Here is a 21,209-nt window from a genome sequence, read left to right as displayed (position 1 = left end):
CCACACGCCGCTTACCTGTAGGGGTGCACCATGCGCGTGGGCATCACCGGACATCGCGGCCTGTCCAAGGCGATCGAGCGGCAAGTAAAAGCCATGCTCGCCGAACAGATCGCCACGCTCGACGTACGCGACCTCGTCGCGATCAGCTGTATCGCCGACGGCCCGGACACGTGGTGGGCTCAAGCGGTCCTCGACGCCGGTGGGCGCGTCGAGGTCGTCATCCCGGCGGCGTGGTATCGCCGGGACCTGCCCGACTGGCATCACGCCGAATACGACTCGTTGTTCTCCAGTGCCTCCGATATTCACGACACGGGAATGACCGAATCCACCTCGGCGGCACATCAGGCGGGAAGCGAGATCCTTGTCGGCCTCTCCGACGTCGTACTCGCCGTTTGGGACGGCCTGCCGGCCCGGGGATTCGGGGGCACCGCCGATGTCGTGGCGTACGCGGCACGCGTAGGTGTACCCGTCACCGTCCTGTGGCCCGACGGCGCGACCCGGTAAAGCCCTTTACCCCGGCAGGGGCCCGGCCGACACCTGTTCCTGGTGGGTGTCGGCCGGGCATCCCGTTCGGGCTGTCGTCACTCTCCGAGGAACACCGGGTTGGTGAACGCCGTGAGCGCGCCCGGGAGGCCCGGGGTCTTCGGGGCGTGGCGGACCTTCGGCCGCCCGCCGCGCCGAAGGTCAGGGAGACCGAGGAGGACTCGGCGATGTAGCTGTGGCCCGCGCGGATACCGGCGAGGATGGCGTCGCGGGTGAGGTCGTCGGCCAGGACGACGGTCTGCGGGGTGCCGATGAGGTCGGGGTCGCGGGCCCGCAGATGCGCGGTTCCCACGATCGCGAGCCAGATCTCGACGGCGCGGGTGAACGCCCCGCTCGGCATCGCGACAGCCTGCCTGTCCACCATCAAGCCCCGTGCGAGGTGGTCGGTGGTGAAGGTGATCAGCCAGTTCTGCGCATCGGCCAGATCGCGCCCCGCGGTGAGCCAGGCAGGCCCTGTGCTCGTACCGCTGTCCCGGTAGGCCGCGCGTGGGGCTCAGTGAAGCTCGGGTTTCGCTGAGCGTGACATGAGTTCCTTGATGGCCTGCTGTAGTGGCGTGCCGCCGTGGACGATGCCGACGACGGTCTCGGTCAGCGGCATGTCGACGCCGTGGCGTCGTGCGAGGTCGAGGACGGACCGGCAGGAGGTGACGCCTTCGGCCGTCTGCTTGGTGACCGCGGCGGTTTCGGCGAGGGTGAGGCCGCGGCCGAGGTTGGCGCCGAAGGTGTGGTTGCGGGACAGGGGTGAGGAGCAGGTGGCGACGAGGTCGCCCATTCCGGCGAGCCCGGCGAGGGTCTGCGGGCCGGCGCCCATTGCCTGGGCGAGGCGGGTGGTTTCGGCCAGGCCCCGGGTGATCAGTGCGGCCTGAGTGTTCTTGCCGAGGCCGTGGCCGTCGGCGATGCCTACGGCCAGGGCGATGACGTTCTTGACCGCGCCGCCGAGTTCGCAGCCGATGACGTCGGTGGTGGTGTACGGGCGGAAGTACGGGGTGTGACAGGCGGCTTGGAGCCTTTCGGCGACGTTCATGTCCGCGCATGCCACGACGCTGGCGGCGGGCTGTCGGCGGATGATCTCGCCTGCGAGGTTGGGGCCGGTGACGACCGCGATCCGCTCTGGCCCGGCGCCTGTGACGTCGGCGATGACTTCGCTCATCAGCGAGGCCGTGCTGAGCTCGACGCCTTTCATCAGGGAGACGAGGACGGTGTCGTGCGCGAGGAGGGGGGCCCAGGTCGTCAGGTTGGCCCGCAGGGTCTGCGCGGTGACGCTGAGGACAGCGAAGTCAGCGTTCTTGGCGGCCTGTGCCGCGTCGGCCGTCGCCGTGATCCCGCTCGGGAGGGTTACGCCGGGCAGATAGTCGGGATTGCTGCGGGTGCTGTTGATGGCGTCGACGAGTTCGGCACGCCGCCCCCACAGCGACACTTCACACCCGGCGTCGGCGAGAATCATGGAGAAAGCGGTGCCCCAGGATCCGGCCCCGTAGACGGCCACACGAGTCGGCATCGGCCGGTGTACCTACCTTTCGTTTCATGCCCCGGAACGGCTCTGTCGTGCCGTGGCGCTTGAGGCTGCGTCCTCAATACTGGGCCGCCTCAGCGTAACGGTGACGGAGCGTCGATTTCCGAGTGCCGGCGCATGTGTGCGGGCCTCGGTGAGCATGCTTTCGGCCTGCTGGTCGCCGAGGTCGCGGCGCAGGTCCGCTTCGTGTCCGGTCCACAGCTGGTAGAGGCGACGCCACATCGCCGGTTCGTCCGGTCGCTCTTCCTCCGACTCCAGCTCCAGGTCGGCCGCCGCGGCTCGCCGCGACCAGGGCGGTGCCGCGGGGTTTGCGTGGCGGCCACCGGAGGTGAGGACAGCCCGGCCGCCGGGGCGCAGCACCCGGCGCATCTCCCTGAGCGCGCCCATCCGGTCGGGGGCGAATCCCAGGGCGTCGATGCAGACGATGCCGTCGGCCCGCTCGTCGGGTAGGCCGGTGGCCTCTATGGTTGCTACGCGGAAGCTGGCCTGTCCGGGCGGTACGAATGCGGGAGTTCGTCGGGTGGCCAGGGTGATCGCCGTCGGTGAGATGTCGATGCCGACCAGGTGCACGGACAGTGCGCGGGCCAGCCACAGCCCTGCGCCCCCGGTGCCGCATCCCAGGTCGACGAGCCGTTGGCCGGGTTGCAGCCGCAGTCGGCTGATCGTGGTTCCGAGCAGGGGCCAGTCGCATGAGCTGGAGGCTTCCAGCTCATGGGGGTAAGCGTCGCCCATGGCTTCGGCATAGAGCCGTGCGACCAGGGTGGTCTTGGCTCTGGCCGCGTGGAAGGCGTCGTATACGGCTGCGAGCTGCTGCTCGGTCGGGGTCTGGTGGCTCCGGTGGCTCCGGCGGCTCTCACCCATGGTGGTTGCCTGGGCGGGGGATGGAGCGGATGATGCGCATTTCCAGCCCGGGGCTGATGACCTTCGCTCCGGCGTAGGCGTCGGACTGGTGCAGGGTGACGGCGATCGGCTCATGTCCGGTGACGGAGGCGATCTGGGCGGCCACTGACGCCGTTTCCCGGGCGAAGTCCGGCTCGGCCGCCGCGTAGTGGGTGACGAGGGTGTTCCAGTCGGTGGTGCCCGGCCAGGCCGGTTCCGGGGACGGAGGGCGGGCGGCGAAGGCGTTCTCGTGGGAGTCTAGGTCGTCGCGGGTGCCGGCGATGCAGGTCAGCCGGGACTGTGCGGCTTCGGTGAGGGCTCTGGAGAGCGCGATATGCGGATCGCGGTGGCATCCGGATCCGGCGAAGAGGATCGGATAGTCCTCCGACCAGACGTAGGCCGCGCACACGGGGATCTGGTGGTCACTGTCCACGAGTGCGATCTCCAGGAACATGCCGGCGGCCTGGAACCGGCTGATCAGATCCCGGCAGTACGGGTCGTCCACGCTCCGCAGGTCGACCAGGGTGCGGCGGCGTCCTCCGCTCGCGTAGTCGCGGTGCAGAACGTCCCGCTCGACGACCTCGAACAGCCCGTGCAGGATCGCTTCCTCCAGAGTGTTTCCACAGGCCAGACCGTTGCTCGTGACATGGAAGGGGTCCGGCTGCGATACATCGCGCCGTGTGCGGCGCCGGACCAGGCCGGCGGGGACCGGGATGTCCTGACCGCTGATCAGGCCTGTCCCCAGTACCCAGTGCAGTTCGATGTCCTTGAGGCTTTCGTGATCGAGCTTCACCGGCAGGAGAGCCATCGGGTAGGGCGGTTCGAGGGCGCGGTAGGAGCCGCGTACCGGTGTTGTCGCCGGGGGCTGCTCTGCGTGCCACAGTTCCGCGCTCTCCAGCACGGCCGAGATCTTGGCGAGCTCGTCGCTGGCGCCTTTGCCCTGGGAGGTGACGAGGGTATGCGCGTGCGGGCGGATCGCCGTCCATACCGGGATACCGAGGTGGTCGAGATCGGTGAGGCACGCCACGCGGGAGATACCGAGGCGTTCCAGCTCCGGTTCCAGAGCCCGCCACGTTTCCCCCGGGGTCATGGTGCGCACCGTGCCGTCGAGGACAATCCGGCTCACCGTCCGACCTCCTGATCGCGTAAAAACCCCAGTACGAAGACCTTGACCGCGTCGACCGCATCGCGGTTGCCCTGGAATCCACGGGCCCAGGACTCGACCTCCAGGGCGTCATCCGTCTGCGTGGACCAGAGTGAGGCGAGGATCCGGCGGGCCACGCTGTTCTTGATCGCGTCCGGGAAGAAGCCTTGGTGCGATCGGGCCGTCTCCTCGTTGAGCGCGACGTACCGGGCGACGGCGGCCCGGTCGGCCGATGTCTCGCGCGCCAGCAGCCGGGCCACCGTGTCCTGGTCCGTCAGGTCTGTCTCCGGACGGATCACCGCGCAGGCCAGAGAGCGGGGCAGACCCGCCGCGCCGGCCGCGGCCGTGCTGAGGTAGTCCCACCACAGCCCTTTGAACTGCGGGTCGAACAGCTGCTGATAGGTGATCCGGTGACGTGTCGCCAGGTGGACGCCCTCGACCGTCTGCACGGCGAACATGTTGGCCCACGCTCGGAAATGGCGGGTCCGCCAAACCAGCGTGGACGGCGGCGACGCGGGCGTGCCGGCGAGGGACAGTGCGGTCTTCAGCGCCCGCAGGGCATCGGCCCGTTTGAGATCGCCGAAGTGCCGGTCCTCAGCCAGGCGCGCGGTGAGCCACCGGGCGAACTCCTCGGCTCCGTGCCGTCGGCTGATGACCAGGACGGCCGTCAGTGACCGGTGCGGGTAGTAGACACCCCGCAGTTCCCCGAGAACCTGCGCGGACGCGTCCGCTGTGATGACTCCGGCTGCCGCTGCGAGTTTCAGCACGTGGCGGAGATTGACCAGGGGCCAGGTCACCGAGCGCATGTCGGCATTGGTCGACTGCCCGACGGCGACTTCATCGTCACCTTCGATCGTTCCGGCGGCGTAGGCGTCGTAGATCTCGCCGACACCGACCATTCCGCACGGAGCCAGCTCAGCCGCGCGCAGCGCGCCGATGCTCGCGGCGCCGACGACGCGTACGCCCCTGCCGAGAGCCCAGATGATCTCTTTGTGCCGGACGGCGGGCGTGTGGTGGTAGACGCCGTCGATGATGACCACGGTGTCCGCTGCGGCGATACCGGTGTCGAACAGGTCACCGTGCCGGATGGGGGGCCGTGGGGCGAACCGGGGATCGGACAGTACAGGGTCGTCCGGGCTGAGCGTCGGCCCGGTGTATACGTAGATCAACCGCACCCTCTCCTTTGGATCTGAGCACGAGGGGGTGCCCCGCGCCGATGGCTGCACAGCACCCCCTCGCCCCCCATCAGCGGGTCAGAACGTGTAGCACTCTTCCTGCTCGACGTCCTCGGACCGAACGACCGCGGATGGCTCGATCACCTCCATGACGTCCTTCTCGCCCTCCTGGGCGCTGCTCTGGGCAGCCGCCTGCGACTTCGAGATCTCCATCTCTCATCCCTCCTGAGGTGTAGCGGGCGCGAAAAACGCCCGGCGGGGCGCACGGCACTCGGCTCAGCGAACGGCACGGCTTGCCGTGCGTCACACATCGTCAGCCGGGGAGACGGGTCGGGGGAACGGCCTCCCGCCTGCCTCCGGTTGCGCCTGACTGCCTCCGACTGCCTTCTCGCGCAGGCACGTTGACCGGCGCCACGGGAGGGGCAGGACACTGGGAACAGCGGGTGCGCATCACGTAGCCCGCCCGCAATAAAGGGGGAGGACCGCGCGTGGCCGCAGCCGTGGACGACGGGGCCGGGGGCCTCCTCCAGTCGGTGTTCGATCAGGAACGCTGCGACGGCAACACGTTCGCCCGCCGCCTGGCGGCCCACCACCAGCGTCTCGGCCTCGGGACCATGGCGTGCCGCCCGGAGAAGATCTCCCGTTGGAAGAAGGGCCGTAGCCGACCGGACCGCCGCGCCACCATCGCCATGGCCGACATGCTCGGCGTCCCCCTCGACCAGGCCCACGCGCTGGGCTGGCCGCACTGGTTACGGCTCGCGCTCAGAGACGACCGTGCGCTGCTCGCCTCCCCATGGACACCATCCGGAACCGTCCAGGCACTGGAACTCGTAGGAGGGTCCGCCGACATGGAACGCAGGGAATTCGTGATCACCGGCGGCACACTGGCTGCCCTACTGGCGAACTGGGCCGCCGCCTCACCGGCGACCGCCGTTCTCACCTCCCACCGGCGCCCCCTGATCAACGACCACACCCCCCGCCTCATCGAGGACCGCCTCGCCACCCTCAGACACCTGGACGATCAGATCGGATCCGGCCAGACCTACGCCCTCGCCTGCGCCGAACGCCGGATGATCACCCACACCCTCCAGAACACCTCCTACAGCGCCACCACCGGCCGCCGCCTGTTCGCCGCCGCCGCCGAAGCATCACGTATCTCAGGCTGGTGCGCCGTCGACTCCGGCCACCCCGCACAGGCCCAACGCCACTACCTGGCCGCCCTGCGCTCCGCCGGGAGCGCGGCCGACCCCGTCATCACCGCCAACACCCTCGGCTTCTGGGCCATGCTCCGCTACAGCACAGGCGACCCCGAAGGCGCGCTCCAACTCGTGGACGCCGCCCACCGCCACGCTGCCCGAACCGACTCGCCCAGGATGACCGCCGTGCTCCACGCACGTGCCTCCCGCGCCCACGCGCGCGCCGGAAACATCCTGGCCAGCCAGCGGGCCGAACACGCCATGTTCGACACCTACGAACGCGCCGGCCCACCGGACGATGAACCCGCATGCGTGTACTGGATCAACCACGACGAACTCCACGGCTGGGCCGCCACCAACGCCCTCGACCTCCGCGACCCCCGCCGCGCCCTCACCCACCACGCCGCCATCACCAACGCCCACCAGACCGGCACACACGACCAGCCCCCGCCGCGCACAGCCGCTCTACGCCTCACCCGCGAAGCCGACGCGCATCTCGCGCTCGGAGACATCGACGCCGCCGTACACACCGCCGACCAGGCAGTACGGACCCTCGGTACCGTCGCCTCCGCTCGCGGAACCAGACTTCTCACGGGACTCAAAAATAAGCTCGCCGTGCATGAGACCCCCATCGTGCGGGGCTTCCTGGAAAGCTACGAAGCCTAAGGTGCCCTTCACCGTCGGCGCCTTCGCCAGCCCGGTCACCCGGCTGACGGCCGTCCCCGCCGATCCCCCTACCCCCACCAAGGCGGCGTCAGCCGAGTCGGCCGTCCCACAAGGACCGGCTCCTATTCCGTCGTGCCGAGGAACACCGGGTTCGTGAACGCCGCGAGTGCGCCCGGCAGGCCCGGGGTCTTCGGGGCGTGGCGTACCTCCGCGCGTACGTAGGTGGCGTACGTGGCGGTGGTGCGCCATTCCACCGTGCCGGTGCCGGATTCCGGGAGCGTGGTGGTGTGCAGGGTGCCCTGGTCGGTGACGAGGTGGGCGGTGCATCCGGGGGCGCCGGTGACCTCCAGGCGTACCGTCACCGGTTCGTCGTCGCGGACGCGCAGCCGGTCGCCGATGCCCGCGTGGCCGCCACGGCCGCCCGCCGCGCCGAAGGTCAGGGAGAGCGACGACGACTCGGCGATGTAGCTGTGGCCCGCGCGGATACCGGCGAGGATGGCGTCGCGGGTGAGGTCGTCGGCCAGGACGACGGTCTGCGGGGTGCCGATGGGGTCGGGGTCGCGGTGGGCGTCGCTGCTGCCCATCGCGGGGGTCCAGGGCTGTCCCGAACGGGCCGCGGAGACCAGGGTGCTGTCCCAGTCCGCGAGGGAGACCTCGTCGTCGACCGTGTAGGGGCCGTTCCACACCTCCACCGCGTCGGCGTCGGCGAAGCCGAACTTCCAGTTGCAGCCGATGCAGGTGGCGTGCGGGTGGGCGGGGACGACCAGGCCGCCGGCGCGGCGGACCTCGCGGGCGTAGTGGCCGAAGCGGTTGTCGCGGGCGCGGTAGCGCCAGTCGATGAACGTACCGCCGTCCATGCCCAGCGCCACGACGTGCCCGTTGCGCGTGGTGATCTCCTCGCCGGTGAGGATCAGCAGGTCGTCACCCCACAGGCCGTCCCAGGCGCTGTGCGCGGAATGCGTGTTGTGCTCGCTGGTGTTGATGAAGTCGAGGCCCGCGTTCCTGGCGAGCGCGGCGATCTCGGCGGGCGTCCGCCTGCCGTCGGAGTGGATGGAGTGGATGTGGCAGTCGCCGCGGTACCAGGCCCGGCCACGCCCCTTGGCGCGCTCCGGCGGGTACACGGGCTTCGGGGTCTCGCCCGGGGCGCCGAACCGCAGCGTGATCGTCACCTCGTACGCCAGGCCCTGCGGGGCGACGGTGTACGGGCCGAGCGCGATGTACCAGGTGCCCGCGTTCACCGGGCCCGGGAGGTAGCCGGGGGTGGCCGCGTCGGCGCGCAGGAAGAACTCGGTGCGGGCGCCGCCGGACCAGCCGCGGAAGCCCTTGCCGCCGAGCCGGGTGCCGCGCTCGTCGAAGATGCCGATGTCGAGGGCGTTGCCCTGGGTGCCGGCCGGCATGGCGGGGCGCTCGTAGGTGTAGGCGACGTGTATCTCGCGGACGCCGCGCGGTACTTCGACGGGCAGGTGGACGAAGTCGGGGGAGCCGGGCGGCAGCGTGCCGCGGACGGTTCTGGTCTGGTCGCCGGTCTGTCCGCCGCCGTTTTCGGCGGCCGACGCGGCGCTCGCGAAGCTCACGGTGCTCAACGTAAGCGCGGCGGCGGCTCCCGTCACCAGAAGGCCTCGTCGGGCGATCGCGCTGTCGTGGGTCTCTGCGTGGTCCTTACACATGCCGGCGGCTCCCAGGGTGCCGAGAGGGACAAGTGGTCACGGCGACCACCCGATTCGTGTGTTCGAACTCTGGTATTGAGCCGTGAACCAGGAGGCAAGGGAAGGGTGTCGGCAGGTGGCCGAAACACGGCCGGGACATGCGCGCGGCCTCTCACGACCGAAACGGGATCAGGCCCGCGCCTCGAAGACCTCGATCTCGCAGCGCGCCGCGCCGCTGCGCTCGATCCTGGCGTCGCTCGTGATCAGTGGTACTCCGAGGGCCTCGGCGAGGGCGACGTACTGGGCGTCGTACGCGGACTGGTTCGCCGACAGAGTTTTGACACGCTCCCAGAGGATCAAGGTCTCGTGCCGGTCGATCGGCAGCTCCCGGAACGTCGCCATGGCCTTGCGGAGTGGCCTTTCGCTCAGTTTGGGCGCTCCTCCGCGCCGACCGCGGGCCAGGCCGAGCAGGGCGGACATGACTTCGTAGTCGATCAGATGAGGTGCGGCGAGGCGGTCCTCCTCGACGACACGTTTCCGTACCCGGCGCCCGGTGGGGCCGTCGTCGGTCAGGAAGAAGACGAGCGCGGAGCAATCGACGACGATCACCGCGCCGCCCGCGCGTCGTCGATCGCTTCCCGTACGTCCGTGATGGTCAGCGTCGTACTCGCCTCCGCTTCGGCGCGGGCGGTGATCTCGGCGAGTGTGGGGCTGGCGGCCGTGGCGACGAGGAGGTCCAGTGTGTAGGCCTGGAGCGACTTTCCGGCTTGGGCGGCACGGATTTTCAGTATGGCGAGGGCGCTTTCCGGGACGTCCCGGATGGTGAGAGCAGTCATGACTGCAATGTAGCATCCGTGCAGGCAAAATGCAGGCATTCCTTGGGTGGCCCGGCCCGCCCGTTCGGCCCTCGCCCCGGGCTGCCACCCATGACCCGCGTCCCCCGTCCCCTGGTGGGGCGCCCGACCGAACGTATTCTCGGAGGATGACGATCCGCGTGCCTGAGGAATCCGGAACAGGACGACCGACGACCCCCCGACCCGCCGGAGAGCGGACCGTACGACCGGCACACCCCGGACAACCGGCACAGCCAGAGCAACCGGCACACCCCGGACAACCGGCCCCCACCGGAGGTGCGGTGGCCCCCACCGGAGGTGCGGTGGCCCCCACCGGAGGTGCGGTGGCACCCACCGGAGGGACGGTGGCCCCCACCGCCAACGCCATGCGGCGTGCGCTCAAGCGGGCGCGGGACGGGGTCGCGCTGGATGTCGCCGAGGCCGCCGTGCTGCTCCAGGCGCGCCGCGACGACCTCACCGATCTCGCCGCCTCCGCCGCGCGGGTGCGGGACGCGGGGCTGGCGGCGGCCGGCCGGTCGGGCGTCATCACGTACTCCCGCAAGGTTTTCATCCCGCTCACGCGGCTGTGCCGGGACAAGTGCCACTACTGCACCTTCGTCACCGTGCCCGGCAAGCTGCGCCGCGCCGGGCACGGCATGTTCCTCTCCCCGGACGAGGTCCTGGAGATCGCGCGTCAGGGCGCCGCGCTCGGCTGCAAGGAAGCGCTGTTCACGCTCGGCGACAAGCCGGAGGACCGGTGGCCCGAGGCCCGGGAGTGGCTGGCGGCCGAGGGGTACGACGACACCCTCGCGTATGTCCGCGCCATGGCGATCCGCGTCCTGGAGGAGACCGGGCTGCTGCCCCATCTCAACCCGGGCGTCCTGTCCTGGACCGATCTCCAGCGGCTCAAGCCCGTCGCGCCCAGCATGGGCATGATGCTGGAGACCACCGCCACCCGGCTGTGGTCCGAGCCCGGCGGCCCGCACCACGGCTCGCCCGACAAGGAGCCCGCCGTACGACTGCGCGTACTGGAGGACGCGGGCCGCTCCAACGTCCCGTTCACCACCGGCGTGCTGATCGGGATCGGGGAGTCGTACGAGGAGCGCGCCGACGCCCTCTTCGAGCTCCGGCGCGTCCAGCGGGCGTACCACGGCATCCAGGAAGTCATCGTCCAGAACTTCCGGGCCAAGCCGGACACCGCGATGCGCGGGATGCCGGACGCCGAGCTGGAGGAGCTGGCGGCGGCCATCGCCGTGACCCGGCATGTTCTCGGCCCCGCCGCCCGTATCCAGGCCCCGCCCAATCTCGTGGACGCTGAGTACGCGCTGCTCATCGGCGCGGGCATCGACGACTGGGGCGGCGTCTCGCCCCTCACCCCCGACCATGTCAACCCGGAACGCCCCTGGCCGCACATCGACGAACTGGCCGCGCGTACCGCCGAGTCCGGCTTCGCGCTGCGCGAGCGGCTCACCATCTACCCGGAGTTCGTGGCGCGCGGCGAGCCCTGGCTCGACCCGCGGCTGATGCCGCACGTACGGGCGCTGGCCGATCCGGAGACGGGCCTCGCCCGCGACGACACGCGGCCGGCCGGGCTGCCCTGGCAGGAGCCCGACGAGGGTTTCACCGCCACCGGCCGTACGGATCTGCACCGCACGATCGACACCGACGGCCGCACCACCGACCGGCGCGACGACTTCGACGAGGTGTACGGCGACTGGGAGGCGCTGCGCGAGGCCGCGGCCCCCGGCATGGTGCCCTCCCGTATCGACACGGACGTACGGTCGGCCCTGGCCCAGGCCGCCGACGACCCGGAGAAGCTCACCGACGACCAGGCGCTCGCGCTCCTCCACGCGGACGGCCCGGCGCTCGACGCGCTGACCCGCATCGCCGACGAGCTGCGCGCGGACGTGGTCGGCGACGATGTCACGTACATCGTCACGCGCAATATCAACTTCACCAATGTCTGCTACACCGGCTGCCGCTTCTGCGCCTTCGCGCAGCGCCGCACGGACGCCGACGCGTACACCCTCTCCCTGGACCAGGTCGCCGACCGCGCGCAGCAGGCGTGGGAGGTCGGGGCCACCGAGGTCTGCATGCAGGGCGGAATCCACCCGGACCTCCCCGGCACGGCGTACTTCGACATCGCGCGAGCCGTGAAGGAACGCGTCCCCGGTATGCACATCCACGCCTTCTCCCCGATGGAGGTCGTCAACGGCGCCTCGCGCACCGGCCTGTCGATCCGCGAGTGGCTGACGGCCGCGAAGGAGGCCGGGCTCGACTCGATCCCGGGCACGGCGGCGGAGATCCTGGACGACGAGGTGCGCTGGATCCTCACCAAGGGCAAGCTGCCGACGGCGACGTGGATCGAGGTCGTCAAGACCGCGCATGAACTGGGTATCCGGTCCAGTTCCACGATGATGTACGGCCATGTCGACCAGCCGCGCCACTGGCTCGGCCACTTCCGTACGCTCGCCCGGATCCAGCAGGAGACCGGCGGCTTCACGGAGTTCGTGACGCTCCCCTTCATCCACACCAACGCGCCGGTCTATCTGGCCGGTATCGCACGCCCCGGCCCGACGGACCGCGACAACCGGGCGGTCATGGCGATGGCCAGGCTCCTCCTGCACCCCCACATCACCAATATCCAGACGAGCTGGGTGAAGCTGGGCACGGAGGGCGCTGCGGAGATGCTCCGTTCCGGTGCGAACGATCTGGGCGGCACGCTGATGGAGGAGACCATCTCCCGGATGGCCGGGTCCAGTTACGGCTCGTACCGCTCGGTCAAGGACCTCATCGCCATCGCGGACGCGGCGGGCCGTCCGGCGAAGCCGCGTACGACGCTGTACGGCGAGGTCCCGGAGGAGCGGGTACGGACGGCGGCGGCGTCGGACGGGCAGCTGCCGGAGCTGCTGCCCCTGCTGCCCGTACGCGGCGAGGACGGCTGAGCGACGTACTTGTCGCCCTGCGGCGCCCGGCGGCGCCCTGCGTCTCCCTCGTCGAGCTTGTCGCCCTGCGTCGAGCTTGTCGCGGTCAACGCCCTTACCATGCCGAACCGCTGTCGCTCCTGCCAGACTGGGTGGCCGGGTCGTACGGGGCCCTTCGTCGGGGGACGTGGAGGGGCGCGTGGCGCGAGCACAGGTGTCGATGGCCGAGCTGATCAGGCGGCGTCGCAGGGCGCGGTTCGTCGGGCGCCGTGACGAGCTGGGCGCTTTCCGCGCCAACTTCGACGTCCCGCCGGACGACGACCGGCATCGCTTTCTCTTCCACATCCACGGCAACGCGGGGGTGGGAAAGACGTTCCTGGTACGGGAGCTGGAACAGACCGCGCGCGAACGCGGGGCCCTGACCTGCTACATCGACGAGTCCGTGAGCAGTGTCCCCGAGGCGATGGCCGTGCTCGGCGAACAGCTCGCCGGACAAGGGCAGCCACTGAAGCAGTTGGACCGGCTGCTCGCGACCTACCGGCAGCGGCGGCACGAGGCGGAGTCCTCGTCGGTCGCGCTCGTCGATCAGACGGAGCCGCAGTCGCCGCAGTCGCAGCAGTTCCCGCAGTTCCCGCAGTCCGTGGGACCGCGGCAGCCGCCCCAGCCGTCGGCCGCGAGCACGGCCGCGGTGACGGCGGGCGTCATCGGGCTCGGCATGGTGCCGGTCGTCGGGGCCTTCGCCGGAGCGCTCGACACCGCACAACTCGCGGCGGGGGCCGACCGGTTGCGGGCCACGCTGAGCGCGCGCTTCCGCGACCAGGAGGACGTACAGCTCGTGCTGGCGCCGGACCGGGTGCTCACCCCCGTACTCGTCACCGAGCTGGCCGAGGTCGCCCGACGCGTCCCCTGGATCGCGCTCTTCTTCGACACGTACGAACGCACCGCGCCCTTTCTGGACGCGTGGCTGCGCGACCTGATGACGACGGAACGGTACGGCGCGCTGCCCGCCCAGGTCATTGTCACCCTCGCGGGGCAGCGCCCGTTCGACGCCGCGCGCTGGGGCGGCTTCGCGGACTTCATGACCGACCAGCGGCTCGAACCCTTCACGGAGCACGAGGCGCGCCAACTGCTCACGGCCAAGGACGTCACGGACGAAACCGTGGTCGAGGAGGTGCTGCGGCTCTCCGGCGGTCTGCCCGTCCTGGTCTCCACCCTCGCCGAGAACCAGCCGGCCGACCGCGCCGACGTGGGTGACCCCAGCGCCACCGCCGTCGAACGCTTCCTCAAATGGGAGCAGGACCCGGTACGCAGAGCCGCGGCCCTCGCCTGTGCCCTGCCCCGCCGGCTGGACGAGGACATCTTCCGGGCGGCGGCGCCGGAGGACGCGGCGGGGCTCTACGACTGGCTGCGCGCCCTGCCCTTCGTCACCCGCAAGGACACGGGCGTCGCGTACCACGGGGTGGTCCGCGCCCCCATGCTGCGCTTGCAGCGCACCCGTTCGCCGCGCGGCTGGAGCGAGCGGCACGCGGCGCTCGCCGGATGTTTCGCCCGCTGGCGCGAGGAGACGGAAGCGGGTCTGCGCGCCGACGAGGTGTGGGAGAGCGCGCAGTGGCGCGCGCAGCGCTTCGAGGAGACGTACCACGCGCTGTGCGCCGGTCCGCGCGCCGCGCTCGCCGAGGCGCTGCGGGACGTGGTCGAGGGATGCCGGGAGAGCCAGGCGGCGGCCCGCCGCGCCGCACAGGTGCTGGCCGAGGCCGGCGAGGACACCGATGACGCGGTGGCCCGTGACTGGGGGCGGCGGCTGACGGCCGCGCTCGACGACGAGGAAGAGGGGATACGGGCGGCCCTCGGGCTGCTGCTCGACGGGAACGGTCTGGACACCCGGGGGCGCGCGGCGGCGCACACCGTACGGGGGCGGGAACTGCGGGGCGCGGGCGAGTACGCACAGGCACTGGCCGAATACGACCGGTCGCTCGCGCTCGATCCGGACGAGCCCACGACGCACTACGGCCGCGGTCAGGCCCATCAGTTGAACGGCGATCCGGTGAGGGCCCTGGCCGATCTGCGCCGGGCCGACGAACTGGCCCCGGACACCCCGTGGATCCTCGACGAGTACGGGGAGACGCTGCGACTGGCCGGCAGGCGCGAGGAAGCCGTCGAACTGCTGGACCGTGCCCTCGCGCTCGACCCGACCAACGCGTACGCCCTGGCCTGCCGGGGCGTCGCCCAGCACGGACTGGGACGGCACTCCGCCGCGCTGGCCGATCTCGACCGCGCCCTGGAGCTGGACGTCGAGTATCTGTGGGCGCTGGCCCGGCGGGCCCGCGTGCTGCGCGACATCGGGGAGTCCGACCGGTCCTTCGCGGATCTCGACCGAGCGGTCGAACTGGCGCCGGACAGCGCCTGGATCGCCTCCGAGCGCGGCGAGGCGTACCGGCTCACCGACCGGAACGAGGAGGCGGAACGGGAGCTGACCCGGGCCCTGGCCATCGACGCAGGTCATATCTCGGCCCGCGCGGGCCGAGGGGCCGTCCGCCATCTGCTGGGCGAGCAGACGCAGGCGCGCGCCGATCTGGACCGTGCGATCGCCTCGGACCCCGACTATGCCTGGGCGTTGGTGCACCGTGCCCGGCTGCGTCAGGAACTGGACGACGCCGCGGGCGGGCTGACCGACCTGGACCGTGCCGTCGAGGCCGAGCCGCGCCTGCGGTGGATCCGGCTGGAGCGGGGAGAGGCGCGGCGGCGCGCCGGACTGCACGAAGAGGCCATCGCCGATCTCACCGAGGTGCTGGCCGAAGGGCCCGACACCTGGGCGCTCGCGCTGCGCGGCAGGTCCCACCACGCCCGTCGCCGCTACGGGCACGCCCTCGCGGATCTGGACCGGGTCCTGGAGATCGATCCGGACTACGCGTGGGCGTACTACTGGCGAGCGGGGACGAGGTTGGCCGTGGGCCGTCCCGAGCAGGCGCTGGCCGATCTGGGAAGGTGCGTCGCCCTGGACGCCACCGCGGACCATGCCAGGCGCAAGGCGGTGAGCGTGAGCCTGAACCTCGGCAGACCCGAGGAAGCGCTCCGTCTGCTGGCCGAGTTGGCCGACGCCGACATCGAGGACCTGGCCGATCGCTGCGAGGCGCTGCGCAGGACCGGGCAGTGGGCCGCGGCACGTGCGGCGGCCGAGCGGTACAGCGTCGACGTGCCGCTGTACGGCGCCCTCCAGCGGGCCTTGACGGTGACTGGGAGCGAGGGCGCGGCCGCCGGCGACCCGGCGTGGCGGGAGCTGGCACGACGGCTGGCGGAGACCGCGGACCCCTCGTCCGAGATGCCCGCCTACGTGGCCATGCTGAGCGCGGCCGTACGCGGGGACTGGGAGGCGCTGGACGCCTCGCTCGCCGCGCTGCTCGCCATGGAAGCCGAATGGGACGACCTCGCGAACCTGGTCGGCCACCTCGAAGAACTGCTGCGCGCCCCCGGTGTCGACACCGCCCGCCTCCGCCCCCGCGTCGCCCGGGGGATCGCCGCGCGCGACGCGTTCGCCGCCCGCTGGGCGTGAGCCGGAGCGGAGCACGCTCCGTGAGAGACAGAAGGATCCCGGGGATCTACTTTGGTCGGATGCGGCGCCCCGGCGGCCGACCGTACCGTCGTACGGTATGACGCCACCGTCCCCCACCGATCCCCCCACCGAGGCCGCCGACACCGCCGCCGAGGCCGCCGACACCGCCGCCGTTCCGGGCAGGTCCGCGACCGCGCGGCTGGCGGATGTCGACGCGCTGCGCGGCTTCGCGCTCTTCGGCATCCTGATGGTCAACATCCCGTTCTTCGCCAGCGGTTACACCCTGCTGGACGTGCCCGATCCGGCCCGGCTCGCCTGGCACGACGATGTCGCCCAGAACGTCGTCCGGTTCGTCTTCGAGTCGAAGTTCTATCTCCTCTTCGCCTTTCTCTTCGGTTACAGCTTCACCCTCCAGATCAACTCCGCCGCCGCGCGCGGGCTCACCTTCCGCCCCCGCTTTCTGCGTCGGCTCGGGGGGCTGTTCCTGATAGGTGTCGCCAACGCGGTCCTGCTGTTCTACGGCGACATCCTCGTCACCTACGCCGTGCTCGGTCTGCTGCTCTTCCTGGTGCGCGGCATCTCGCCGCGCCGCGCGCTATGGGTGGCCGGGATCATCACCGGCACGATCGCGCTGCTGTTCCTGACCGTGGCCGTCCTCGTGATGGTCATCGACGGTGCCTCCGCGACCCCCACCGCCGCCGAACAGGCCAGGATGCTCGCCGACGGCAGGGCGGGCACCGAGGCGATGCGCGGCGGTCTCGGGTCGGTCATCGGCGAACGGATCTCCTCGCTGGGGACGTCGTTCCCGCTGATCCTGCTCTTCCAGGGGCCGCTGGCGTTCTCGGCCTTCCTGGTGGGGCTGGCCGCGGGCAAGCGACGCGTCCTCGCCGACCCCGCCGCCCAGGAGGGAAAACTGAGGCTCATCCAGCTCATCGGCTTCCCGGTCGGGCTGGCGGGATCGCTGTTCTACACCCTCGGCGGGCACGACAACCTCTTCGCCAACGCCGCGCACCTCGTGAGCGCGCCGTTCCTCACCGCCGCGTATGTCGCCACGCTCCTGCGCGTGTTCAGGACCGCGCGCGGCGCCCGGCTGGCCGAGGTGCTCGCCCGGCCGGGACGGATGGCGCTGACCAACTATCTGAGCCAGTCGCTGCTCTGCGTACTGATCTTCACGGGGATCGGCCTCGGGCTCATCGGCCGGGTGCCGTACGCGGTGGTCCTCGTCATCGCGGTCGCCATCTACTCCGTACAAGTGGGGTGGAGCGCCTGGTGGATGCGGCGGTTCCGGATGGGGCCGGTCGAATGGCTGCTGCGCGCCGCCACCCATCTGGAGTGGCCCGCCATGCGGCCCGCCATACGGCCGGGCGAGAGTCCGGGCCACGGCCCGGCGTCCGCATGACCCCGGCCTCCGGACAGCACCGCACGACGGGCGCCGCGTAACCGTCACGAAACCTTCGCACCCGTCCCGGCCGCCCAAAACCGACCTGCCGGGCGTCCGCCGCCCATACCGCCCCGCCCCGCGCCAGACAGCGCGAAGCGCGCCCTCAACCCGCTGTTCCCGGTCGATTACAGTGCTGCGCAGTTTGTGCGATCGCTCGGAGGCACAGGGGAGGGAGTGGCGCGTGAGCACACCGTCCGGAGCCATCTGGGGCCGTGCGGAGCAGCAGGATTTCCGCAGCCGGGTGCGGGGCTGTCTGCTCGGCGGTGCCATCGGGGACGCGCTCGGCACCGGGGTCTCCGCGCTCACCCTCGACGAGATCAGGGCCGCCCATGGGGAGGGCGCCGTGAACGACTTCGTGCCCGCCTTCGGCCGCCGCGGCGCGGTCGGCGCGGCGACGCAGCTGACCCTGTTCACCGTCGACGGGCTGATCCGCGCCCAGGTCCGCAGGGACACCGGCGCCTGGCATCCGCCGACCGATGTGCACCGCGCGCATCTGCGCTGGGCGGCGACCCAGCGGGACTGGGGGCCGGATCTGCGTCGTAAGGACGGCGGCTGGCTCGCCCAGGAGGAGTGGCTGTACGCGCGCCGCGACCCGACCATCTCCTGTCTCACCGGGCTCGGCGACACCATCATGGGCACACTGGACAAGCCCAAGAACACCATCGCGCGCGACTCGGGCGCCGTCGTACGGTCCGCGCCGTTCGGGCTGCTCGTGGGCTGGGAGCCGCAGTTGGTGTGCCAGCTCGCCGTGGAGTGCGCCGTACAGACGCACGGCTCCCCGGGGGCGTATCTGTCGGCGGGCGCCTTCGCGGTGATCGTGCACGCCCTGGCACGCGGCGAGACGCTGGACGCGGGCGTGCAGCGCGCCCTCGCCCAGCTCACCCCGCGCCCGGGGCACCAGCCGGTCGCGGACGCCCTTCAGCAGGCGCTCGGCGCCGTACGGCAGGGGATCCCGGGCCCGGAACGGATCGCCGCGCTCGGCGAGGGACGTACCGCGGAGTCGGCGCTCGCCGTCGCCGTCTACTGCGCTCTGGTGGCCGAGGACATCCGCCAGGGGCTGCGCCTGGCCGTCAGCCACGACGGCCCGTCGGCGGCGACCGGCACGCTCTGCGGCGCGCTGCTCGGCGCGCTCCACGGCGAGACGGCGCTGCCGCCCGCGTGGCTGGCGGAGTTGGAGGGCCGGCCGACCCTGCTGGAGATCGCCGACGACTTCGCGATGGAGATGACCCAGGGCCCGGCGCTGCACAGCCCGGGCACCGCGGCCTCGGGCTGGCTCATCCGCTATCCGCGCGGCTGACGCGAGGGCCTGACGTGAGGTCCTGACGCGAGGTCCTGACGCGACGGTGCGGCGGGCAGAAACGTCACGTACTCGCGTACGTACGCCCCTGCCCGCCGCACGGCGGCCCCCCCGGGCTCCTCAGCCGTCCGAGCCCTTCCTGTCCGTCGTCTTCGCGTCACCCGGCTCGGCGGGCGCGGGCACCCGCAGCGAGGCCGCGGTCAGTTCGGAACCGTCGCCGCCGCCCTCCCCGTTGATCCGGGCCAGCAGCACATCGCGCTCCTCGGACTCCTCCGGCTTCAGGAAACCGATCACGATGTAGAGCACCAGCGAGACCGCGAGCGGGACCGATACCTGGTACTGGAGGGGCACACCGCCGTCGACACTCCAGTTGACGGGATAGTTGACCAGCCAGAAGGCCAGCAGCCCCAGGGCCCAGCTGACCAGCGCCGCGGTCGGTCCCGACCGGCGGAACGGCTTGAGCAGACCGAGCATGAACGGGATCGCGATCGGGCCCATCAGCCCGGCCACCCACTTGATCACGACGGTGATGATGTCCTTGAACGTCGGCGAGTTGACCTGTGTGGCGATCGCCATCGACAGGGCCAGGAACGCGATCGTCGACAGCCGCGCCGCCATCAGCCCCGCCCTCTCCGACCAGCCGCGTGCCGCCTTCGAGACGACGGGCGCGATGTCCCGGGTGAAGACCGCCGCGATGGCGTTGGCGTCGGAGGAGCACATGGCCATGGTGTGCGAGAAGAAGCCGACGATGACCAGGCCCAGCAGACCGTGCGGCAGCAGCTGTTCGGTCATCAGGGCGTACGAGTCGGAGGCGTCCGGCTTCTGCGCCTCCACCAGCAGCGGCGCGCACCACATCGGGAAGAAGAGGACCAGCGGCCAGACGAGCCAGAGGACGGCGGAGAGCCGGGCCGAGCGGGTCGCCTCACGGGCGTTGGCCGTCGCCATGTAGCGCTGGGCCTGGTTCCACATGCCGCCGTTGTACTCGAACATCTTGATGAAGAGGAAGGCCAGCAGGAACGTCACGGTGTACGGCCCGGCCGTCGGTTCGGCGTGCCCCTCGGGGAGCTTGTCCCAGACCGTCCACAGGGAGCTGAAGCCGCCCAGCTCGCCCATGACGGCGACGAGCATCGCGATACCGGCGAAGAGCTGGATGATGAACTGCCCCAGCTCCGTGAGGGCGTCGGCCCAGAGCCCGCCGACGGTGCAGTAGATACCGGTGATGACACCGGTGATGAGGATGCCCTGGTTGAGGGAGATCCCGGTGAAGACGGAGAGCAGGGTGGCGATGGCCGCCCACTTGGCGCCCACGTCCACGATCTTCAGCAGCAGCCCCGACCAGGCGAGCGCCTGCTGTGTCTTCAGGTCGTAGCGGTTCTTGAGGTATTCGAGCGGCGACGCGACATGGAGTCGCGAGCGCAGCCGGTTGAGCCGGGGCGCGAAGAGCTTGGCGCCGATCCCGATGCCGATGGCGATCGGGAGTGACCAGGTCACGAATGAGGTGACACCGTAGACATAGGCGATGCCCGCGTATCCCGTGAACATCACCGCGCTGTAACCGGACATGTGGTGCGAGATACCGGAAAGCCACCAGGGCATCTTGCCGCCGGCGGTGAAGAAGTCGCTGACGTTGTCCACGCGCTTGTGCGACCAGAGGCCGATCGCGACCATCACACCGAAGTATGCGATGAGCACGATCCAGTCGAGGCTGTTCATGTGCCCCCTCCAGGGGTCCGCCTTATGAACGTCGAGTGCTCTTCGTCGGTTCGTCCGGTCGCCGGTTCCCCGTGCGGGAGCGGGGACTTCGGGGATTGAACCGCCTGGCGCGGCGGCTGGTCAAGGGTTCCGCCGGTCATAAATGTGAACTCAGGTCAGAACTTCGAACGATTTTACTTGTTCTTGACCTGTTGGGGCGTTGTCGTGAACGTGACGACGCCCACACGATGAGCGAGCACTTCGTCAGGCTTCGGCCACAACGAAAATGACCGCACGGGATGCGGGTCCCATGCGGCCGGGAATGCGAGGGCGTGGAAGAGCGGAAGAAGAAGCGGAGAGGGCGGGGAAGCCGGCGCCGAGCATGGCCGAGCCCCCTCGGCCAGGACGGCGGACCGGTCGAGAGGGCTCTTTCCGTGGTGCGGGTGCAGGGCGCCCAATGACCTCAGCCGAGGTCGAAAGCGCCCTTGTTCATTTCCTGCACAAAGGCATTCCATGAGGTGGGGACAAAGGAGATCGAGGGCCCTTCGGGGTCCTTCGAATCCCGGACGGCAATGGCCTGGACGACGGGGGACTTGACCTCTACGCACGCGCCGTTTCCGCCGGAGTACGAGGACTTGATCCACGTGTCCGTAGCGCCCTGAAGAATTGCCATGTTCGCTCCGGTTCAGCAATGGGGGTGAAATAGCGCC

At 70.7% G+C, this 21,209-nt stretch carries 16 protein-coding genes and 1 pseudogene; 6 read left to right on the top strand and 11 right to left on the bottom strand.

The window, feature by feature from the left end:
• Window positions 1-30: 30 nt before the first annotated feature.
• On the top strand, window positions 31-504 hold the full coding sequence (locus ABTZ59_RS03430) for a hypothetical protein (RefSeq protein ID WP_351389582.1): 474 nt from the start codon (window positions 31-33) through the stop codon (window positions 502-504).
• Window positions 505-661: 157 nt separating this feature from the next.
• Here ABTZ59_RS03430 and ABTZ59_RS03425 read toward each other — a convergent pair.
• The 6 genes and pseudogenes from ABTZ59_RS03425 to ABTZ59_RS03400 form a co-directional block, all read right to left on the bottom strand.
• Window positions 662-811: pseudogene (locus ABTZ59_RS03425) on the bottom strand (CehA/McbA family metallohydrolase); the annotation flags it as partial.
• A gap of 225 nt (window positions 812-1,036) precedes the next feature.
• Window positions 1,037-2,041 carry an NAD(P)H-dependent glycerol-3-phosphate dehydrogenase gene (locus ABTZ59_RS03420; protein ID WP_351389580.1) on the bottom strand — a complete coding sequence of 335 codons (1,005 nt, stop codon included), beginning with the start codon at window positions 2,039-2,041 and terminating at the stop codon, window positions 1,037-1,039.
• A gap of 24 nt (window positions 2,042-2,065) precedes the next feature.
• Entirely contained in the window at window positions 2,066-2,917 is an 852-nt protein-coding gene (locus tag ABTZ59_RS03415) for a class I SAM-dependent methyltransferase (RefSeq protein ID WP_351389575.1), read from the bottom strand.
• On the bottom strand, window positions 2,910-4,061 hold the full coding sequence (locus tag ABTZ59_RS03410; protein WP_351389570.1) for a YcaO-like family protein: 1,152 nt from the start codon (window positions 4,059-4,061) through the stop codon (window positions 2,910-2,912). The genes ABTZ59_RS03415 and ABTZ59_RS03410 overlap by 8 nt, the downstream gene beginning before the upstream one ends.
• Window positions 4,058-5,254, bottom strand: a complete 1,197-nt coding sequence (locus tag ABTZ59_RS03405) for a TfuA-like protein (protein WP_351389566.1) — start codon at window positions 5,252-5,254, stop codon at window positions 4,058-4,060. The genes ABTZ59_RS03410 and ABTZ59_RS03405 overlap by 4 nt, the downstream gene beginning before the upstream one ends.
• A gap of 78 nt (window positions 5,255-5,332) precedes the next feature.
• Window positions 5,333-5,467 carry a hypothetical protein gene (locus tag ABTZ59_RS03400; protein ID WP_351389563.1) on the bottom strand — a complete coding sequence of 45 codons (135 nt, stop codon included), beginning with the start codon at window positions 5,465-5,467 and terminating at the stop codon, window positions 5,333-5,335.
• A 275-nt stretch (window positions 5,468-5,742) separates the two neighbouring features.
• Between ABTZ59_RS03400 and ABTZ59_RS03395 the strand changes: the two genes are divergently transcribed.
• Window positions 5,743-7,116, top strand: coding sequence for an NsdA family TPR-like regulatory protein (locus ABTZ59_RS03395; protein ID WP_351389561.1), 1,374 nt, complete (start codon window positions 5,743-5,745; stop codon window positions 7,114-7,116).
• 122 nt (window positions 7,117-7,238) lie between these two features.
• On the opposite strand, the gene ABTZ59_RS03390 is transcribed toward ABTZ59_RS03395, so the two are convergent.
• The 3 genes from ABTZ59_RS03390 to ABTZ59_RS03380 all read right to left on the bottom strand — a co-directional run bounded on the left by ABTZ59_RS03390 (window position 7,239) and on the right by ABTZ59_RS03380 (window position 9,598).
• Complete coding sequence (locus tag ABTZ59_RS03390) at window positions 7,239-8,783, bottom strand: CehA/McbA family metallohydrolase (protein WP_351389558.1); 1,545 nt, start codon at window positions 8,781-8,783, stop codon at window positions 7,239-7,241.
• 168 nt (window positions 8,784-8,951) lie between these two features.
• Window positions 8,952-9,371 carry a type II toxin-antitoxin system VapC family toxin gene (locus ABTZ59_RS03385; RefSeq protein WP_351389551.1) on the bottom strand — a complete coding sequence of 140 codons (420 nt, stop codon included), beginning with the start codon at window positions 9,369-9,371 and terminating at the stop codon, window positions 8,952-8,954.
• Window positions 9,368-9,598: a FitA-like ribbon-helix-helix domain-containing protein gene (locus tag ABTZ59_RS03380; protein WP_351389547.1), complete on the bottom strand. Its 231-nt coding sequence runs from the start codon at window positions 9,596-9,598 to the stop codon at window positions 9,368-9,370. The genes ABTZ59_RS03385 and ABTZ59_RS03380 overlap by 4 nt, the downstream gene beginning before the upstream one ends.
• A 341-nt stretch (window positions 9,599-9,939) precedes the next feature.
• Here ABTZ59_RS03380 and ABTZ59_RS03375 point away from each other — a divergent pair, with 341 nt between their 5' ends.
• The 4 genes from ABTZ59_RS03375 (at window position 9,940) to ABTZ59_RS03360 (ending at window position 18,807) form a co-directional block, all read left to right on the top strand.
• Window positions 9,940-12,540: a bifunctional FO biosynthesis protein CofGH gene (locus ABTZ59_RS03375; RefSeq protein ID WP_351389544.1), complete on the top strand. Its 2,601-nt coding sequence runs from the start codon at window positions 9,940-9,942 to the stop codon at window positions 12,538-12,540.
• Between the two features lie 178 nt (window positions 12,541-12,718).
• Window positions 12,719-16,069: a tetratricopeptide repeat protein gene (locus ABTZ59_RS03370; protein ID WP_351389541.1), complete on the top strand. Its 3,351-nt coding sequence runs from the start codon at window positions 12,719-12,721 to the stop codon at window positions 16,067-16,069.
• Between the two features lie 97 nt (window positions 16,070-16,166).
• Window positions 16,167-17,468: a DUF418 domain-containing protein gene (locus tag ABTZ59_RS03365; protein WP_351389536.1), complete on the top strand. Its 1,302-nt coding sequence runs from the start codon at window positions 16,167-16,169 to the stop codon at window positions 17,466-17,468.
• A 223-nt stretch (window positions 17,469-17,691) separates the two neighbouring features.
• Window positions 17,692-18,807, top strand: a complete 1,116-nt coding sequence (locus ABTZ59_RS03360) for an ADP-ribosylglycohydrolase family protein (protein WP_351389533.1) — start codon at window positions 17,692-17,694, stop codon at window positions 18,805-18,807.
• A 120-nt stretch (window positions 18,808-18,927) separates the two neighbouring features.
• Here ABTZ59_RS03360 and ABTZ59_RS03355 read toward each other — a convergent pair whose 3' ends face one another.
• Window positions 18,928-20,520 carry a sodium:solute symporter family protein gene (locus ABTZ59_RS03355; protein WP_351389529.1) on the bottom strand — a complete coding sequence of 531 codons (1,593 nt, stop codon included), beginning with the start codon at window positions 20,518-20,520 and terminating at the stop codon, window positions 18,928-18,930.
• A gap of 442 nt (window positions 20,521-20,962) precedes the next feature.
• Window positions 20,963-21,172 (bottom strand): DUF397 domain-containing protein, encoded by a 210-nt coding sequence (locus ABTZ59_RS03350; protein WP_249952061.1) that lies wholly within the window; start codon window positions 21,170-21,172, stop codon window positions 20,963-20,965.
• Between the last annotated feature and the right edge of the window lie 37 nt (window positions 21,173-21,209).

It is taken from the genome of Streptomyces sp. NPDC094034 (genome assembly GCF_040303865.1).
Lineage (GTDB): Bacteria > Actinomycetota > Actinomycetes > Streptomycetales > Streptomycetaceae > Streptomyces.
The sequence above is the reverse complement of the archived record's forward strand: the minus strand, read 5'-3'. Positions and strand labels throughout refer to the sequence as shown.

Coding starts and splice junctions, on each gene's coding strand:
- ABTZ59_RS03415 (WP_351389575.1), bottom strand. CDS start 2,917: ATGGGTGAGAGCCGCCGGAGCCACCGGAGCCACCAGACCCCGACCGAG.
- ABTZ59_RS03365 (WP_351389536.1), top strand. CDS start 16,167: ATGACGCCACCGTCCCCCACCGATCCCCCCACCGAGGCCGCCGACACC.
- ABTZ59_RS03380 (WP_351389547.1), bottom strand. CDS start 9,598: ATGACTGCTCTCACCATCCGGGACGTCCCGGAAAGCGCCCTCGCCATA.
- ABTZ59_RS03355 (WP_351389529.1), bottom strand. CDS start 20,520: ATGAACAGCCTCGACTGGATCGTGCTCATCGCATACTTCGGTGTGATG.
- ABTZ59_RS03400 (WP_351389563.1), bottom strand. CDS start 5,467: ATGGAGATCTCGAAGTCGCAGGCGGCTGCCCAGAGCAGCGCCCAGGAG.
- ABTZ59_RS03430 (WP_351389582.1), top strand. CDS start 31: ATGCGCGTGGGCATCACCGGACATCGCGGCCTGTCCAAGGCGATCGAG.
- ABTZ59_RS03390 (WP_351389558.1), bottom strand. CDS start 8,783: ATGTGTAAGGACCACGCAGAGACCCACGACAGCGCGATCGCCCGACGA.
- ABTZ59_RS03420 (WP_351389580.1), bottom strand. CDS start 2,041: ATGCCGACTCGTGTGGCCGTCTACGGGGCCGGATCCTGGGGCACCGCT.
- ABTZ59_RS03350 (WP_249952061.1), bottom strand. CDS start 21,172: ATGGCAATTCTTCAGGGCGCTACGGACACGTGGATCAAGTCCTCGTAC.